We start from the raw sequence: 16,766 nt of genomic DNA on the forward strand, positions 1-16,766 counted from the left end.
CCATTTCATTGACACCCCTCTGAAACAGCTACCTAACATGCATACATGCTGAGTAAGTACCACTGGTGGCGCGACGCGGTGATCTACCAGGTCTACGTCCGCAGCTTCCTCGACAGCACCGGCGACGGTGTCGGCGACCTCGCCGGGGTCCGCGCGGGGCTGCCGTACCTCAAGAAGCTCGGGGTCGACGGGATCTGGCTGAGCCCCTTCTACCCCTCGCCGCAGCACGACCACGGCTACGACGTCGCCGACTACTGCGACGTCGACCCGCTCTTCGGCGACCTCGCCGAGTTCGACCTGCTGGTCACGGCGGCCCGGCGGCTCGGCGTCAAGGTGCTGCTCGACATCGTCCCCAACCACTGCTCCAGCGAGCACCCGTGGTTCCAGGAGGCGCTGAGCGCCGGCCCCGGCAGCGCGGCCCGCGCCCGCTTCCACTTCGCCGACGGCCGCGGCGCCGACGGCAGCGAGCCGCCCAACAACTGGCACGCCATGTTCGGCGGCCCGGCGTGGAGCCGGGTGACCGAGGCGGACGGGCGGCCCGGCCAGTGGTACCTGCACATGTTCACCCCCGAGCAGCCCGACTGGAACTGGCGCGACCCCCAGGTCGGCGCCGAGTTCGACCGGGTCCTGCGGTTCTGGCTCGACCGGGGCGTCGACGGCTTCCGCATCGACGTCGCCGCCGGCCTCTTCAAGCACCCGGAGCTGCCCGACTCCGACGACCCGGAGGCCGACGCCCGCACCCGCGACTCGGTGAACCCGCTCGCCTGGAACCAGCCCGAGGTGCACGCGGTGTGGCGCTCCTGGCGCTCCATATGCGAGGAGTACACCGCCCGGGACGGCCGCGAACGGCTCCTCGTCGGCGAGGTGTCCGTGCCGACCGCCCGCGAACACGCCCTGTACGTCCGCTCCGACGAACTCCACCAGGCGTTCTTCTTCGACCTGCTCAGCGCCCCCTGGGACGCCGACGCCTTCCGCAAGGTCGTCTCCGAGGCCATGCAGGACATCGCGGGCACCGGCTCGACGGTCACCTGGGTGCTCAACAATCACGACCAGGTCCGCACCGTCACCCGTTACGGCGAACCCGCGCCCGAGGGCAGCGGCCTCGGCGCCGCCCGTGCCCGCGCCGCCGCGCTGCTGATGCTGGCGCTGCCCGGTGCCGCGTACATCTACCAGGGAGAGGAACTCGGCCTGCCCGAGGTCGTGGACCTGCCCGACGACGTCCTCACCGACCCCATCTTCCGCCGCACCGGGAGCCGTGCCCGCATCCGCGACGGCTGCCGGGTTCCGCTGCCCTGGTCGGGGCAGGCGTCACCGTTCGGCTTCACCTCCGGCGTGGAGAGCGCCAAGCCCTGGCTGCCCCAGCCCGAGTACTTCGCCGAGTACGCCACCGACCGGGCGCTGGCCGACACCCGCTCCTTCTGGCACCTGTACCGCGACGGCCTCCAACTGCGCGCTGCACTGCCCCAGTTGGGCGAGGGCACGCTGCGCTGGCTGGACAGCCCGCCCGGCGTCCTGGCCTTCGCCCGCGGCGACGGCCTGGTCTGCGCCGTCAACTTCGGCACGGCACCCAGCTCCGCGCCGGTCTCCGGCACCCCGCTGCTGTCGAGCGGCCCCTGCCCGGCCGGCGTGCTGCCCGGCTCCACGGCCGCCTGGTGGATGAGCGACGGGACCGAGTCCCCCGCTCCCTGAACCCCCCCGCACCTCCCGAATCTCCGGAACCTCCGGCCGTTCTTCCCATTCCCCGAAGGGACATCGATGATGATGCGACGCCGTACCACCCTGCTCACTGGCTGTACCGCCCTCGTCCTCGCGCTCGGCGCGACCGCCTGCGGCGGCGACCCCGTCTCGGCCGGCGGCGGCGACAAGGCACTCGACGGACAGACGGTCACCGTGGCCGGTGTCTGGACCGGCACCGAGCAGAAGAACTTCCAGAAGGTGCTGGACGCCTTCACCGAGAAGACCGGCGCCAAGACGACGTTCGTCTCCACCGGCGACAACGTCTCCACCGTCGTCGGCAGCAAGATCGAGGGCGGCAACGCCCCCGACGTCGTGATGGTCCCGCAGGTCGGCGTCCTCAAGCAGTTCGCGCAGAAGGGCTGGCTCAAGCCGCTGTCGGCCACCGCCCAGAAGTCCGTGGACGCCAACTTCGCGCCCGTCTGGAAGAACTACGGCAGCGTCGACGACACCCTCTACGGCCTCTATTTCAAGGCCGCGCACAAGTCGACCGTCTGGTACAGCCCCGACGCCCTCACCCAGGCGGGCGTCGAGCCGCCGAAGTCGTACGACGACCTGCTCAAGGCCGGGCGGACCGTCTCCGACTCCGGGCTCGCCGCCTTCTCCGTCGCCGGTCAGGACGGCTGGACCCTGACCGACTGGTTCGAGAACGTCTACCTCTCCCAGGCCGGCCCCGAGAAGTACGACGCGCTCGCCACGCACCAGCTGAAGTGGACCGACGCCTCGGTGGTGAAGGCGCTGACCACCCTCGGTGAGCTGTTCAAGGACAAGCAGCTGATCGCGGGCGGCCAGAAGGGCGCCCTGAACACCGACTTCCCGGGCTCGGTGGAGAAGGTGTTCGGACCGAAGCCCGAGGCCGGCATGGTCTACGAGGGCGACTTCGTCGCGGGCGTCGCCAAGGACCAGTTCGGCAGGAAGATCGGCGAGGACGCGAACTTCTTCCCGTTCCCGGCGGTCGGCGCCGGCAAGCCGCCCGTCGTCAGCGGCGGCGACGCGGCCGTCGTGCTGAAGGACGGCAAGAGCCAGAAGGCCGGCATGGCCCTCCTGGAGTACCTGGCCACCCCCGAGGCCGCGGCCGTGTGGGCCGAGGCAGGCGGTTTCCTGTCGCCGAACAAGAACGTCGACCTCGCCTCGTACGGCGACGACGTCACCCGCGAGACCGCCAAGTCCCTGGTCGCCGCCGGTGACTCGGTCCGCTTCGACATGTCCGACCAGGCCCCCGCGGCCTTCGGCGGCACCAAGGGCGCCGGCGAGTGGAAGCTCCTGCAGGACTTCCTGCGCGACCCGTCCGACCCGAAGGGGACCGCGGCGAAGCTGGAGGCCGCGGCCGCCAAGGCGTACGAGGGCCAGGGCTGACCCCATGACCGCGACCCTCGTCAACGAGGCGGGGCCCAGGCCGCCCGCCGCGAGCCCCGGCGCGTCCCGTGCCCGGCGCTCGCGGCGGCGCGCCCGCGTCATCGCCCTGCTCTTCGTCCTGCCCGCGCTGCTCCTGCTGGGCGCCCTGGTCGTCTACCCGGTGCTGTTCTCCGTCGGCCGGAGCTTCTTCGACGCCTCCGGCACCCGGTTCGTCGGCGGCGACAACTACACCGAGATGTTCCGGGACCCGGCCACCCTCAAGGCCATCCGCAACACCACGATCTGGGTCGTGGTGGCCCCGGCCCTGCTCACCGGACTCGGCCTCATCCTGGCCGTCCTCGTGGAGAAGGTCCGCTGGGCGACCGCGTTCAAGCTGCTGCTGTTCATGCCGATGGCCGTGTCCTTCCTGGCCGCCGGCATCATCTTCCGGCTCGCCTACGACGAGGACCCGGACAAGGGCGTGCTCAACGCCGCCGCGGTGTCCGTGCACGACATGTTCCAGGACACGTCGGCCTACCCCACGGCCCGCGCCCGTGACGGGCAGGGCGGCCTGACGAAGGCGTCCGACGGCGCCTACCGCACGACCGGCACGGTCTCGCCCGGCCAGAGCGTCGCGCTGGGCCTGGTCGGCGTCCTGCCCGCCGACCTGCCCGACGGCACCGAACCCGCGTACGAGGCCGCCCGGCGCACGGCGGGTGCCGACGAGCTGAGCGGCGTCGTCTACCTGGACTTCACGCCCGGCGGGGGCGGGAAGCAGGGCGTCGTCGACCGGCGTGAGAACGGCCTGCCCGGGATGAAGGTCGAGGCGGTGCGCGCGGGGGAGAGCGTCGCCACCACGACCACGGCGTCCGACGGCTCCTTCCGCTTCGACGGCCTGGACGACGGCGCGTACACGGTGCGCCTGCCCGCGTCGAACTTCGCCGCCCCCTACGAGGGCATCTCCTGGCTCGGACCCACGCTCGTCACCCCGGCGATCATCGGCGCGTACCTGTGGATCTGGACCGGGTTCGCGATGGTCCTGATCGGGGCGGGCCTGTCCGCCCTGCCCCGGGACTCGCTGGAGGCGGCCCGGATGGACGGCGCCAACGAGTGGCAGATCTTCCGCCGGATCACCGTGCCGCTGCTCGCGCCGGTCCTCACCGTCGTCTTCATCACCCTCGTCATCAACGTGATGAAGGTATTCGACCTCGTCTACATCATCGCGCCCGGCCCGGTGCAGGAGGACGCGACCGTGCTCGCGACGCAGATGTGGCTGGTGTCGTTCGGCGGCGGCAACAACCAGGGCCTGGGCAGCGCCCTCGGCGTCCTGCTCCTGCTGCTGGTCATCCCCGCCATGGTCTTCAACGTCCGCCGCTTCAAGAGGAGTCAGCGATGAACGCGGTCAGGCGCGGCCTGGGCAACTCGCTCGTGCAGGCCTTCCTCGTGGTGATCGGCCTGGTCTGGCTGACCCCGCTGGCCGGACTGTTCCTGTCGTCGATGCGGTCCGCCGAGGACACCGCGAAGGGCGGCTGGTGGACGGTCTTCACCAGCCCCGGGCAGCTGTCCTTCGACAACTACTCGGCCCTGCTGGGCAACTCCGGGATCACGCAGGCCTTCTGGAACACGGTGCTGATCTCGGTGCCGACGACCGTCCTGGTGGTGGTGCTCGCCGCCCTTGCCGGGTACGCCTTCGCCTGGCTGGACTTCCCGGGCCGTGAGGCGGTCTTCCTGCTGGTGGTGGCCCTGCTGGTGGTGCCGGTGCAGATCGGTCTGCTCCCGGTCGCCAAACTCTTCGGCCAGCTCGGCCTGTTCGGCACGATCCCGGGCGTCGTCCTGTTCCACGTCGCCTACGGCCTGCCGTTCGCGGTGTTCCTGCTGCGGAACTACTTCGCGGAGATGCCCAAGGAGATGCTGGAGGCCGCCCGGATGGACGGCGGCACCGAGTGGCGGATCTTCACCCGCCTGGTCCTGCCGGTCGGCCGCCCGGCGATCGCCTCCCTGGCGATCTTCCAGTTCCTGTGGGTCTGGAACGACATGCTGGTGGCGCTGCTCTTCGCCGACAGCTCCTCCCAGCCGCTGACCGTGGAACTCCAGTCCCAGATCCGTCAGTTCGGCAGCAACATCGACGTCCTCGCGCCGGGCGCGTTCCTGTCCCTGGTGGTGCCGGTGGTCGTGTTCTTCGCGTTCCAGCGGCACTTCGTGCAGGGCGTGATGGCGGGCTCGGTCAAGTAGCCCTCCCGCCGGGCGAGTTCGGGCCCCGCCTCGTGAAAGGTGGGGGCCCGACTGCCGTTCACGTGCCGGTCAGGGAATGGCCGGCGGATACAGCGACCGCGGCAGCTGGGACGCCGCCGCCGCGTCCAGCAGCCACAGGGTGCGGGAGCGGCCCCGCGCGCCCGCCGCCGGCGCCTGGATCTCGCCCGCGCCGGACAGGGCGATCGCCGCGGCCTCCGCCTTGTCCTCGCCGGCTGCCAGCAGCCACACCTCGCGCGCCGCGCGGATCGCGGGGAGCGTGAGGGTGACACGGGTCGGCGGGGGCTTGGGGGCGCCGTGGACCCCGACGACCGTGCGCTCGGTCTCCCGTACCGCGGGCAGTTCCGGGAACAGGGAGGCGACGTGCGTGTCGGGACCCACGCCCAGCATCAGGACGTCGAACGACGGCACCGAGCCGTGGTTCTCGGGGCCCGCGGCCCGCGCCAGCTCCTCCGCGTAGGCGGCGGCCGCCGCCTCCACGTCCGCGCCGAACGGGCCGTCCGAGGCGGGCATGGCGTGCACCCGCTTCGGGTCCAGCGGCACCGCGTCCAGCAGGACCTCGCGGGCCTGCGTGACGTTGCGCTCCGGATCGCCCTCGGGCAGGAACCGCTCGTCGCCCCACCACAGGTCGAGGCGGCCCCAGTCGACGGCGCCCCGGGCCGGAGCCGCCGCCAGCGCGGCCAGCAGGCCGTTGCCGTTGCGGCCGCCGGTGAGGACCACGGACGCCGAGCCCCGGGAGGCCTGCGCGTCCACGATCTTCGTGATCAGCCGGGCCGCCGCGGCCTGGGCCATCAGCTCCTTGTCGTGGTGCACGACGAGCTGCGGGGTGGTGTGCGTGCTCACTTGGCCGCCGCCTTCTTCACCGGTTCCCCCGTCGTCGCTTCCTTCGCCGGGGCCTTGGCGGCGTCTTCGACAGGAGTCGCGGCCGCTTCTCCTTTGGCCGGCCCGTCCTCCGCCGCCTTCCCGGTCCCGTTCCCGGCGGGCCGGGTGACCGCTGAGGCGTGCAGCTTCTCCACGCCGAAGCGCAGCGCCGACGCGTAGGTGTCGTCCGGGTCGAGCCGGCGCAGCTCCTCCGCGATCAGCTCGGAGGTCTCCCGGCGCTTCAGCGCCACCGCTCGGTCCGGCTGCCCCTGGATGGACAGGGTCGCCAGTGAGCCGTCGGCCCGGTCGAGGACGATCGGGCCGCAGTCGGTGTCCAGCCGCACCGCCGTCAGGCCGGGACCCGACGACAACGACCGCTGCACGGGCACGTCCAGCCGGTCCGCGAGCCACATCGCCAGCAGCTCACAGCTCGGGTTGAACTCCTCGCCCTCCACCTCGACGGCCTTCACCTCGCAGACCACCTGGTCCAGGGCCGCCGCCAGCATCGAGCGCCACGGCGTGATCCGGGTCCAGGACAGGTCGGTGTCGCCCGGTGTGTACGTCCCCGCGCGCGCCGACAGATCCCGCACCGGCTGCTCCGAGGCGTAGGTGTCGGTCACCCGGCGCTGGGCGAGCGCGCCCAGCGGGTCGTTCGCCGGGTCGATGGGCGCGTTCACCGGCCACCAGACCACCACCGGGGCGTCCGGCAGCAGCAGGGGCAGGACGACGGACTGGGCGTGCTCGGACACCTCGCCGTACAGGCGAAGCACCACCGTCTCGCCGGTCCCGGCGTCGGCGCCCACCCGCACCTCGGCGTCCAGCCGGGACTGCGTGCGGTCCCGGGGCGAGCGCGAGACACGCTTGATCACCAGCAGCGTGCGCGAGGGGTGCTCGCGCGAGGCGTCGCCGGCGGCCTTCAGGGCGTCGTAGGCGTTCTCCTCGTCCGTGACGATGACCAGCGTCAGCACCATGCCGACGGCCGGCGTGCCGATGGCCCGCCGCGCCTTCACCAGCGCCTTGTTGATCTTGCTGGCCGTGGTGTCCGTGAGGTCTATCTTCATGGCCGGCGCCAGCTCCGTCCCTCTCGTGCGAGCATTTCGTCCGCCTCGACGGGCCCCCAGGTGCCCGCCGAATACTGGGCGGGCCTGCCGTGCCTGTCCCAGTACTCCTCGATCGGGTCGAGGATCTTCCAGGACAGCTCGACCTCCTCCGTGCGCGGGAAGAGGTTCGAGTCGCCGAGCAGGACGTCGAGGATCAGCCGCTCGTACGCCTCGGGGGAGGACTCGGTGAAGGACTCGCCGTACGCGAAGTCCATCGAGACGTCCCGGATCTCCATGGAGGTGCCGGGCACCTTGGAGCCGAAGCGGACGGTGACGCCCTCGTCGGGCTGGACGCGGATGACGATCGCGTTCTGGCCCAGCTCCTCGGTCGCCGTCGTGTCGAAGGGGGAGTGCGGGGCGCGCTGGAAGACGACCGCGATCTCCGTGACGCGCCGGCCGAGCCGCTTGCCGGTGCGCAGGTAGAAGGGGACGCCCGCCCAGCGGCGGTTGTCGACCGACAGCTTGACCGCGGCGTACGTGTCGGTCTTCGACTTGGGGTCGATGCCCTCCTCCTGGAGGTAGCCGACCGCCTTCTCGCCGCCCTGCCAGCCCTCCGCGTACTGCGCGAACACCGTGTCGCGGCCCAGGTCCTTCGGCAGCCGGACGGCGCCGAGCACCTTGGTCTTCTCGGCGGCGAGCGCGTCCGCGTCGAAGGAGGCGGGCTCCTCCATGGCGGTGAGCGCCATCAGCTGCAGCAGGTGGTTCTGGATGACGTCGCGAGCGGCGCCGATGCCGTCGTAGTAGCCGGCCCGGCCGCCGATGCCGATGTCCTCGGCCATGGTGATCTGCACGTGGTCCACGAAGGACCGGTTCCAGATCGGCTCGAACATCGTGTTGGCGAAGCGGAGCGCCAGGATGTTCTGGACGGTCTCCTTGCCCAGGTAGTGGTCGATGCGGAAGACCTGGTCCGGGGCGAACACCTCGTGCACGACCTTGTTGAGCTCCTCGGCGGAGGTCAGGTCGTGTCCGAACGGCTTCTCGATGACCGCGCGGCGCCAGGAGCCGCCCGTCTGGTCGGCGAGCCCGTGCTTCTTCAGCTGCTGGATGACCACCGGGAAGGAGCGGGGCGGCACCGACAGGTAGAAGGCGAAGTTGCCGCCCGTGCCCTGGGCCTTGTCCAGCTCCTCGATGGTGCCGCGCAGCCGTTCGAAGGCGTCGTCGTCGTCGAAGGTGCCCTGGACGAAGCGCATGCCCTGGATGAGCTGCTGCCAGACCTCCTCGCGGAAGGGGGTGCGCGCATGGGCCTTGACCGCGTCGTGGACCTCCTGGGCGAAGTCCTCGTTCGCCCACTCGCGGCGGGCGAAGCCGACGAGCGAGAAGCCCGGCGGCAGCAGTCCACGGTTCGCGAGGTCGTACACAGCGGGCATCAGCTTTTTACGTGACAAATCGCCCGTAACGCCGAAGATCACCAGGCCCGACGGCCCCGCGATACGCGGGAGCCGTCGGTCGGCGGCGTCACGAAGCGGGTTCGCTTCAGTGACGTTGAAGGGTGGCAAGGGATCAGCCCTCCGAGGGGGCGAGGCGCTCCAGCTCCGCCTCGGTCGACTTGAGCAGGTCGTTCCAGGACGCCTCGAACTTCTCGACGCCCTCGTCCTCCAGCAGCTGCACGACCTCGTCGTACGAGATGCCGAGCCGCTCGACCGCGTCGAGGTCGGCACGGGCCTGCTCGTACGTGCCGGAGACCGTGTCGCCGGTGATCTGGCCCTTCTCCTCCACCGCGTGCAGGGTGGCCTCGGGCATGGTGTTCACCGTGTTCGGCGCCACCAGGTCGTCGACGTAGAGGGTCGGCTTGTAGGCCTTGTCCTTCACACCGGTCGACGCCCACAGCGGACGCTGCTTGCGGGCGCCCGCCTTCTCCAGCGCGCTCCAGCGGTCGGAGGAGAAGACCTCCTCGTACGCCTGGTAGGCGAGCCGGGCGTTGGCGATGGCGGCCTTGCCGCGCAGGGCCTTGGCCTCGTCGGTGCCGAGCGCGTCGATGCGCTTGTCGACCTCGCTGTCCACGCGGGACACGAAGAACGACGCCACCGAACGGATCTGCGACAGGTCCAGGCCCTTGGCCTTCGCCTTCTCCAGACCCGCGAGGTAGGCGTCCATGACCTCGCGGTAGCGCTCCAGCGAGAAGATCAGCGTGACGTTGACGCTGATGCCGAGGCCGATGACCTCGGTGATCGCCGGGATGCCGGCCCGGGTGGCCGGGATCTTGATGAGCGTGTTCGGGCGGTCCACCAGCCAGGCCAGCTGCTTGGCCTCGGCGACGGTCGCGTGCGTGTTGTGCGCGAGCCGCGGGTCGACCTCGATGGAGACCCGGCCGTCCTGGCCGTCCGTGGCGTCGAAGACCGGGCGCAGGATGTCGGCGGCGTCCCGGACGTCCGCCGTGGTGATCATGCGGATCGCCTCTTCGACCGTCACCTTGCGGGCGGCGAGGTCGGCGAGCTGCTGGTCGTAGCCGTGGCCCTCGCTGATGGCCTTCTGGAAGATCGTCGGGTTGGTGGTGACACCGACGACGTGCTGCTGGTCGATCAGCTCGGCGAGGTTGCCGGACGTGATGCGCTGGCGCGACAGGTCGTCCAGCCAGATCGCGACGCCTTCCTCGGAGAGGCGCTTCAGTGCGTCTGTCATGGAAAATCAAACTCCTACGTCTCGTATGTGAGCGTCAGCGCTGGACCGCGGCGAGGGATTCCCGCGCGACCGCCGCCACGTTCTCGGCGGTGAAGCCGTACTCCTGGAAGAGGACCTTGGCGTCGGCCGAAGCACCGAAGTGCTCCAGGGAGACGATGCGTCCCGCGTCCCCGACGTACTTGTGCCAGGTGAGCCCCACCCCCGCCTCGACCGCGACGCGCGCCTTCACGGACGGCGGCAGGACGCTGTCCCGGTACCCCTGGTCCTGCTCCTCGAACCACTCCACGGACGGCATGGAGACCACGCGCGTGGGCACCCCGTCGGCCTGGAGTCGCTCGCGCGCCTCGACCGCCACATGCACCTCGGAGCCGGTGGCGATCAGGACGACCTCGGGCTCCGCGCTCTGCCCGGAGGGCCCTTCGGCCTCGAACATCACGTAGCCGCCGCGCGCGGTGTCCTCGTTGGCCTCGTACGTCGGCACACCCTGCCGGGTCAGCGCCAGCCCGTGCGGGGCGCCCTTGCCGTACTCCTTCGTCCAGCGCCGCAGGATCTCGCGCCAGGCGATCGCCGTCTCGTTGGCGTCGGCCGGGCGGACCACGTTCAGGCCGGGGATGGCACGCAGCGACGCGAGGTGCTCGACCGGCTGGTGCGTCGGGCCGTCCTCGCCGAGACCGATGGAGTCGTGCGTCCACACGTACGTCACCGGCAGGTGCATGAGGGCCGACAGCCGCACCGCGTTGCGCATGTAGTCGGAGAACACCAGGAAGGTGCCGCCGTAGATGCGGGTGTTGCCGTGCAGCGCGATGCCGTTCATCTCCGCGGCCATGGAGTGCTCGCGGATGCCGAAGTGGATCGTGCGGCCGTACGGGCTGGCCTCCGGGAGCGGGTTGCCCTCGGGCAGGAACGACGACGTCTTGTCGATCGTCGTGTTGTTCGAGCCCGCCAGGTCGGCCGAGCCGCCCCACAGCTCCGGGATGACCGCGCCGAGTGCCTGGAGCACCTTGCCGGACGCGGCACGCGTCGCGAGGCCCTTGCCGGGCTCGAAGACCGGGATCTTCTCCTCCCAGCCGGTGGGCAGCGCGCCCTTGGCGACGCGGTCGTACTCGGCGGCGCGCTCGGGGTTGTTGTCCCGCCACTGCTGGAAGGACTTCTCCCACACGGCACGGGCCGCCTGCCCGCGCTCCAGGGCGCCCCGGGTGTGCGCGAGGACCTCGTCGGAGACCTCGAAGGTCTTCTCCGGGTCGAAGCCGAGGACCCGCTTGGTGGCCGCGACCTCGTCGTCGCCGAGCGCCGAGCCGTGCGCCGCCTCGGTGTTCTGCGCGTTGGGGGCCGGCCAGGCGATGATCGAGCGCATCGCGATGAAGGACGGGCGGTCGGTGACCTTCTTCGCCTCCTCGATCGCGTCGTAGATCGCGTTCGGGTCCAGGTCGCCGTCCGGCTTCGGGGCCACGCGCTGCACGTGCCAGCCGTACGCCTCGTAGCGCCTGACCGTGTCCTCGGAGACGGCCGTCTCGGTGTCGCCCTCGATCGAGATGTGGTTGTCGTCCCACAGCAGGATCAGGTTGCCGAGCTTCTGGTGAGCGGCCAGCGAGGACGCCTCCGCGGAGATGCCCTCCTGGAGGCAGCCGTCACCGGCGATGCAGAAGATGAAGTGGTCGAACGGAGAGGTGCCCGCGGCGGCCTCCGGGTCGAACAGACCGCGCTCGTAGCGGGCGGCCATGGCCATGCCGACGGCGTTGGCGACACCCTGGCCCAGCGGACCGGTCGTCGTCTCCACACCCGTGGTGTGGCCGTACTCCGGGTGGCCGGGGGTCTTCGAACCCCACGTCCGGAACGCCTTGAGGTCGTCCAGCTCCAGGCCGAAACCGGCCAGGTAGAGCTGGGTGTAGAGGGTCAGGGACGAGTGGCCGGCGGACAGCACGAAGCGGTCCCGCCCGACCCAGTCGGCGTCCGCCGGGTCGTGCCGCATCACCTTCTGGAAGAGGGTGTAGGCGGCGGGCGCCAGGCTCATCGCCGTACCAGGATGGCCGTTACCGACCTTCTGTACGGCATCTGCGGCCAGGACGCGGGCGGTGTCCACCGCCCGCTGGTCCAGCTCGGTCCACTCGAGGTCTGTGGTGGTCGGCTTGGTGCTCACCCTGGGTCAGGGCTCCTCTCCACATGTCGGTTGCCGGCGTCACGGGCACGCGCCCACCGGCTGCCGGCGTACTCGGCGTCGGCCGGCCGTTGTCGAGCCTACCCCCGGAAGTACGTGCGTCTTTTCGACTCATCCCAGACTGCCGGGACTCTTCGGGATGTGCCTGTCGGCCGCATCGTTCCGGGGCTCGGCACATGAATACGCGGCCGCTCATCCGGGTGCTCAATCGAGCCGCCACGCGCCCTTCGGACCACACCTCCAACACGACCGGACCCCCGCGATGGTCCGGGTCTGGGCAACGTCTAGAGTGGCGTGGTACGCGCGAGCCTTTACCGCCACTTCACACGGTCGGGCTTGCTGGGATGTCTCTGTCAGGGGTGTGCGTGACGGCCGTTGAATCCCGTCCAGCGGGGATTGTCGGGACGAGCCAGAGCCCGAGCCGACGGCCGATCGGGGCCCGGGTCGCGGCTTTCGTGGCGCTGACCAAGCCGCGGATCATCGAGCTGCTGCTCATCACCACCGTTCCGGTGATGTTCCTGGCCGAGCGCGGCGTGCCCGACCTCGGTCTGGTGCTCCTCACCTGTGTGGGCGGTTACCTCAGCGCGGGCGGCGCAAACGCGCTCAACATGTACATCGACCGCGACATCGACGCCCTGATGGACCGCACCTCCCAGCGTCCCCTGGTCACCGGGATGGTCAGCCCGCGCGAGTGCCTCGCCTTCGGCATCACCCTGGCGATCGTCTCGACGCTGCTGTTCGGCCTCACCGTCAACTGGCTGTCGGCCTGGCTGTCACTCGGGGCGCTGCTCTTCTACGTCGTCGTCTACACGATGCTGCTCAAGCGCCGTACCTCGCAGAACATCGTGTGGGGCGGCATCGCGGGCTGCATGCCGGTGCTGATCGGCTGGTCCGCGGTCACGAACTCGCTGTCCTGGGCCCCGCTGATCCTCTTCATGGTCATCTTCTTCTGGACGCCGCCGCACTACTGGCCGCTGTCCATGAAGGTGAAGGAGGACTACGCGCGCGTGGGCGTGCCGATGCTCCCCGTCATGGCTTCCAACAAGGTCGTCGCCAGGCAGATCGTCCTCTACAGCTGGGTGATGGTCGCGGTCTCGCTGCTGCTGACGCCGCTCGGCTACACGGGCTGGTTCTACACGGTGGTCGCGCTCGCCGCGGGCGGCTGGTGGCTGTGGGAGGCGCACGCGCTGCAGAACCGCGCGAAGGCCGAGGTGACGGGCGCGAAGCTGAAGGAGATGCGCCTGTTCCACTGGTCGATCACCTATGTCTCGCTGCTCTTCGTGGCCGTCGCCTTGGACCCCTTCCTGCGCTGATCGCGCTGATCGCGCTGAGGTGCAGTTCACGCACCCCTCCCGTCGCCAAGCGATCTACTGGTCGGTAGCATCCTGGCCATGGCAGACGACACGCAGCAGGCCGACGACCGCAAGGTCACCCGCCTCGCCCACCGGATCAACGCCTTCGCCACGTCACACGGCGGTGCCGAGGCCCAGATCGCGTACCTCGGCGAGCGCGGCGCCCGCATCGTCCTCGTGGGCGAGGACGGCGGCTGGGGCGACCTGGTGGCCCCCACCTTCGAGACCGCCGAGAAGGCCGTCGAGAAGGCCGGGATCACCCGGCACGAGTCCTTCGACGGCGAGTTCGCCGCGAAGGTGTCCACGGGCCCCTACGAGTGGAAGCGGATGGCCGGCATCCAGATCGGCGGCTGAGGAGCCCGCCCTCTCCACCCCAACACCTCGGCACCGGTTCACCCGTTAGGACGTGTAGAGCACGCCAGCGTCCACCCACGGGGAGCCCGGATGATCGACACGCCGTCTCTCGTGGACCAGTACTGCCACGGCGTACTGAGAGCGGAACTGGGCCTCGGCACCTTCGAGGCCCAGCTGGCCCGCACCGAAGGCCCGCCGGCCCCCGGCACCACGCTCTTCGACACCCAGACCGGCTTCGCCGTACGGCGCTGGTGCCCACCGCTCCTCGGCCTCGAGCCGCACTGCCCGCCCGCCCGCTATCTGGCCCGGCGCCGTGAGCTCGGCGTCTGGGAGGCCGGGCGGCGGCTGCTGCGGGGCAGCGGCATCACGACCTACCTGGTCGACACCGGCCTGCCCGGCGACCTGACCGGCCCCCCGGAGATGGCCTCCGCCGCCTCCGCCGAGGCCCGCGAGATCGTCCGCCTCGAACTCCTCGCCGAACAGGTCGCCGACACCTCCGGCACCGTCGAGTCCTTCCTCGCCAACCTCGCCGAGTCCGTGCACGGCGCCGCCGCGCACGCCGTCGCCTTCACCTCGGTCGCCGGCGTACGGCACGGCCTCGCGCTGGCGCCCGAGCCGCCGGGACCGGGGGAGGTGCGGGGCGCGGCCGGGCGCTGGCTCGCGGCCCGCGACGTCGGAGGCGAGCTGACGGACCCGGTCCTCCTGCGGCACCTGCTGTGGATCGCGGTGGCCTCCGGGCTGCCGCTCCAGCTGCACGCCGGGCTGGGCCAGCCGGGCCTGCGCATCGACCGCACCGACCCGGTCCTCCTCACGGACTTCGTCCGCGCCACCGCGGGCCTCGGCACGGACCTGGTCCTGCTGCACGGCTACCCCTACCACCGGCACGCGGCCCATCTCGCCGGCGTCTTCCCTCACGTCTACGCCGACTCCGGCGCCGCCCTCGTGCGCACCGGCGCCCGCGCGGCCACGATCCTCGCCGAGATCCTGGAGCTGGCCCCCTTCGGCAAGATCCTCTTCTCCAGCGGCGCCCAGGGCCTGCCCGAACTGCACGTCGTCGGCGCACAGCTGTTCCGCGAGTCCCTCGCCCGGGTGCTCGGAACCTGGGTCGCCGAAGGCGCCTGGTCACCGGCCGACGCCCAGCGGGTCGCGGAGATGGTGTCGTCGGGGAACGCCCGCCGGGTCTACGGACTGGAGTGAGCGGACCCGGGGTGTACGCCCCGTGCGTCCGAGGCCAGACTGACGGGATGCCGACCGACGGGACACCGACCGACGCCCTGCTCGACCGTTTCCTCACCGCCCTGGGACCGCTGAGGCCCGTCGCCGTCTGGGCGCACGGCTCGCTCGCCGGCGGCGACTACCAGGAGGGCCGCAGCGACCTGGACCTGATCGCCGTCCTGGACGGCCCGCTCACCGCGCGCACGATCTGGCGCCTGGCCACGCTGCACGCCCGGCTGCGGACCGCGCCCCTCGCCCCGCTGCTGCACTGCTCCTACCTCACGCCGGACACCCTGGAGGAGCCCGCCCGGCGCGATCTCACCTGGGCGCACGAGGAACTGTTCCGGCGGCCGGTCACCCCCGTGACCCGGCGGGAGCTGCACACCTTCGGGCGCGTGCTGCACGGCGAGGCACCCACCGCCCTGCTGCCGCCGGTGCCGGACCGCGAGCTGGCCGCGTTCGTCGTGCGCGACCAGCGGGACTTCTGGCGGCCCGCCGTGGCCGACGCCCGGCTGTGGACCCGGGACGTCTGGGTGGACCTGGGGCTGATCACCTTCGCGCGGGCGAGCGTCACCGCGCGCGAGGGACGGCTCATCTCCAAACGGGAGGCGCTGGAGCTGCTGCCCGGGCTGGGAGCGCCCGCCGAGGTCGTCGACGACGTCCACGGCCGCCGCTACGGCCGGACGAAGCCGCGGTCCGGCGCCAGGGCGGCGCGGCGGGCCCGGCTGACGCGTGCCTACCTGGGGCCGGCGATCGACGCGCTGGTGGCGTCGAGCGGCTGAGCGGGCAGATCCGGCACCGACGCCTCCGGCCGCTCGCGCAGCGCGAGGAGCACGCGCACCACCGCGATCCACACCAGGGTCGAGCCCAGCATGTGCAGGCCGACCAGCAGCTCCGGGAGGTCCGTGAAGTACTGGACGTAGCCGACGACACCCTGCGCCAGCAGCACGAGGAACAGGTCGCGGGTGCGGTCCAGCGGCCCCTTCGGGGCGTCGACCGCCTTGAGCACGAACCAGAGCGCGAAGGTCAGCGTCACGACGATCCAGGCCAGCACCGCGTGCAGCTTCGTCACGGTCTCCCAGTCGACCGGCATCCGCTCGACCTCGCTGGAGTCACCCGCGTGCGGTCCCGCGCCGGTGACCACCGTGCCCACCAGGATCAGCAGCACCGAGGCCGCGACCAGGAACCACACCAGCTGCTGGACGGCCTTGCCGACCAGCGGGCGCGGCGCCGCGTCCCCCTCACGGGTGCGCTGCCACATCACCACGGCGACCGCGATGAGCGCGGACGACACCGCGAAGTGGGCCGCGACGGTGTACGGGTTCAGGCCGACCAGGACCACGATGCCGCCGAGCACGGCGTTGCTCATCACGATCCAGAACTGCGCCCAGCCCAGCCGGGTCAGGTCGCGCCGGTACGGCTCGGTCGAGCGGGCGGCGATGATCGCCCAGCCGACCGCCGCGCAGAGCACGTACGTCAGCAGGCGGTTGCCGAACTCGATCGCGCCGTGCAGGCCCATCTCGCGGGTGGCGGTGAGCGAGTCCCCGGTGCACTTGGGCCAGGTCGGGCAGCCGAGCCCGGAACCGGTGAGGCGCACGGCCCCGCCCGTGACCACGATGATCACGGACATCACGAGCGCGGCGAGCGCCGCGCGCCGGACGGTCCTCGGGTCCGGGGTCCAGCGGGCGGCGATGAAGGCGAGCGGGTTGCGCACGGCGGCCTGGGCGTCGGCGCGGGTCAGGTTCTGCACGCGCACCATCGTAGGCCGCCGCTTGTGCACGCTTTCACGAG

14 protein-coding genes are annotated in these 16,766 nt (G+C 71.3%); 8 read left to right on the top strand and 6 right to left on the bottom strand.

Translation table 11 applies throughout. The features are described 5' to 3' along the window. Positions 1-45 precede the first annotated feature (45 nt). From ADL34_RS07710 to ADL34_RS07725, 4 genes are all read left to right on the top strand, one after another. Positions 46-1,689, top strand: coding sequence for a glycoside hydrolase family 13 protein (locus tag ADL34_RS07710; RefSeq protein WP_062674635.1), 1,644 nt, complete (start codon positions 46-48; stop codon positions 1,687-1,689). 69 nt (positions 1,690-1,758) lie between these two features. Next, entirely contained in the window at positions 1,759-3,090 is a 1,332-nt protein-coding gene (locus ADL34_RS07715; RefSeq protein ID WP_062674791.1) for an ABC transporter substrate-binding protein, read from the top strand. 4 nt (positions 3,091-3,094) lie between these two features. Continuing rightward, positions 3,095-4,465, top strand: coding sequence for an ABC transporter permease subunit (locus ADL34_RS07720; RefSeq protein ID WP_062674633.1), 1,371 nt, complete (start codon positions 3,095-3,097; stop codon positions 4,463-4,465). Then, on the top strand, positions 4,462-5,301 hold the full coding sequence (locus tag ADL34_RS07725) for a carbohydrate ABC transporter permease (RefSeq protein ID WP_062674632.1): 840 nt from the start codon (positions 4,462-4,464) through the stop codon (positions 5,299-5,301). The genes ADL34_RS07720 and ADL34_RS07725 overlap by 4 nt, the downstream gene beginning before the upstream one ends. Before the next feature lie 69 nt (positions 5,302-5,370). Here ADL34_RS07725 and pgl read toward each other — a convergent pair whose 3' ends face one another. From pgl to tkt, 5 genes are read right to left on the bottom strand one after another with little or no spacing between them, the layout of a single operon-like run. After that, positions 5,371-6,162 (bottom strand): 6-phosphogluconolactonase, encoded by a 792-nt coding sequence (gene pgl / locus ADL34_RS07730; RefSeq protein ID WP_267891526.1) that lies wholly within the window; start codon positions 6,160-6,162, stop codon positions 5,371-5,373. Further along, the gene (gene opcA / locus ADL34_RS07735; protein WP_062674629.1) at positions 6,159-7,241 is read right to left on the bottom strand and encodes a glucose-6-phosphate dehydrogenase assembly protein OpcA; all 1,083 of its coding nucleotides are present in this window, start codon (positions 7,239-7,241) and stop codon (positions 6,159-6,161) included. Before opcA ends, pgl begins: the two co-directional genes overlap by 4 nt. After that, positions 7,238-8,776 carry a glucose-6-phosphate dehydrogenase gene (zwf, locus tag ADL34_RS07740; protein ID WP_062674628.1) on the bottom strand — a complete coding sequence of 513 codons (1,539 nt, stop codon included), beginning with the start codon at positions 8,774-8,776 and terminating at the stop codon, positions 7,238-7,240. Before zwf ends, opcA begins: the two co-directional genes overlap by 4 nt. Positions 8,777-8,780: 4 nt before the next feature. Beyond that, positions 8,781-9,899 carry a transaldolase gene (gene tal, locus ADL34_RS07745; RefSeq protein WP_062674625.1) on the bottom strand — a complete coding sequence of 373 codons (1,119 nt, stop codon included), beginning with the start codon at positions 9,897-9,899 and terminating at the stop codon, positions 8,781-8,783. A gap of 34 nt (positions 9,900-9,933) precedes the next feature. After that, entirely contained in the window at positions 9,934-12,036 is a 2,103-nt protein-coding gene (tkt, locus tag ADL34_RS07750; RefSeq protein WP_062674623.1) for a transketolase, read from the bottom strand. A 362-nt stretch (positions 12,037-12,398) separates the two neighbouring features. Here tkt and ADL34_RS07755 point away from each other — a divergent pair, with 362 nt between their 5' ends. The 4 genes from ADL34_RS07755 to ADL34_RS07770 all read left to right on the top strand — a co-directional run bounded on the left by ADL34_RS07755 (position 12,399) and on the right by ADL34_RS07770 (position 15,757). Then, positions 12,399-13,367, top strand: a complete 969-nt coding sequence (locus tag ADL34_RS07755; RefSeq protein WP_420714285.1) for a heme o synthase — start codon at positions 12,399-12,401, stop codon at positions 13,365-13,367. 78 nt (positions 13,368-13,445) lie between these two features. Next, a complete protein-coding gene (locus tag ADL34_RS07760; protein WP_062674620.1) occupies positions 13,446-13,760 on the top strand; it encodes a hypothetical protein in 315 nt (104 codons plus the stop codon). A 90-nt stretch (positions 13,761-13,850) separates the two neighbouring features. Further along, the gene (locus ADL34_RS07765) at positions 13,851-14,957 is read left to right on the top strand and encodes an amidohydrolase family protein (protein ID WP_062739779.1); all 1,107 of its coding nucleotides are present in this window, start codon (positions 13,851-13,853) and stop codon (positions 14,955-14,957) included. Positions 14,958-15,004: 47 nt separating this feature from the next. Continuing rightward, positions 15,005-15,757 (top strand): nucleotidyltransferase domain-containing protein, encoded by a 753-nt coding sequence (locus ADL34_RS07770; protein WP_062674615.1) that lies wholly within the window; start codon positions 15,005-15,007, stop codon positions 15,755-15,757. Here ADL34_RS07770 and ADL34_RS07775 read toward each other — a convergent pair. Continuing rightward, complete coding sequence (locus tag ADL34_RS07775) at positions 15,712-16,734, bottom strand: COX15/CtaA family protein (protein ID WP_062674613.1); 1,023 nt, start codon at positions 16,732-16,734, stop codon at positions 15,712-15,714. The genes ADL34_RS07770 and ADL34_RS07775 overlap by 46 nt on opposite strands. Positions 16,735-16,766: the final 32 nt, after the last annotated feature.

It is taken from the genome of Streptomyces sp. NRRL WC-3605, from assembly GCF_001509795.1.
Lineage (GTDB): Bacteria > Actinomycetota > Actinomycetes > Streptomycetales > Streptomycetaceae > Streptomyces > Streptomyces viridochromogenes.

What these genes read in the sequence shown, in the direction of transcription:
- tal (WP_062674625.1), bottom strand. Translation starts at nt 9,899, where the DNA reads ATGACAGACGCACTGAAGCGCCTCTCCGAGGAAGGCGTCGCGATCTGG.
- ADL34_RS07725 (WP_062674632.1), top strand. Translation starts at nt 4,462, where the DNA reads ATGAACGCGGTCAGGCGCGGCCTGGGCAACTCGCTCGTGCAGGCCTTC.
- ADL34_RS07765 (WP_062739779.1), top strand. Translation starts at nt 13,851, where the DNA reads ATGATCGACACGCCGTCTCTCGTGGACCAGTACTGCCACGGCGTACTG.
- ADL34_RS07720 (WP_062674633.1), top strand. Translation starts at nt 3,095, where the DNA reads ATGACCGCGACCCTCGTCAACGAGGCGGGGCCCAGGCCGCCCGCCGCG.
- ADL34_RS07710 (WP_062674635.1), top strand. Translation starts at nt 46, where the DNA reads ATGCTGAGTAAGTACCACTGGTGGCGCGACGCGGTGATCTACCAGGTC.
- ADL34_RS07755 (WP_420714285.1), top strand. Translation starts at nt 12,399, where the DNA reads ATGTCTCTGTCAGGGGTGTGCGTGACGGCCGTTGAATCCCGTCCAGCG.
- opcA (WP_062674629.1), bottom strand. Translation starts at nt 7,241, where the DNA reads ATGAAGATAGACCTCACGGACACCACGGCCAGCAAGATCAACAAGGCG.
- ADL34_RS07715 (WP_062674791.1), top strand. Translation starts at nt 1,759, where the DNA reads ATGATGCGACGCCGTACCACCCTGCTCACTGGCTGTACCGCCCTCGTC.
- ADL34_RS07770 (WP_062674615.1), top strand. Translation starts at nt 15,005, where the DNA reads ATGCCGACCGACGGGACACCGACCGACGCCCTGCTCGACCGTTTCCTC.
- ADL34_RS07760 (WP_062674620.1), top strand. Translation starts at nt 13,446, where the DNA reads ATGGCAGACGACACGCAGCAGGCCGACGACCGCAAGGTCACCCGCCTC.
- ADL34_RS07775 (WP_062674613.1), bottom strand. Translation starts at nt 16,734, where the DNA reads ATGGTGCGCGTGCAGAACCTGACCCGCGCCGACGCCCAGGCCGCCGTG.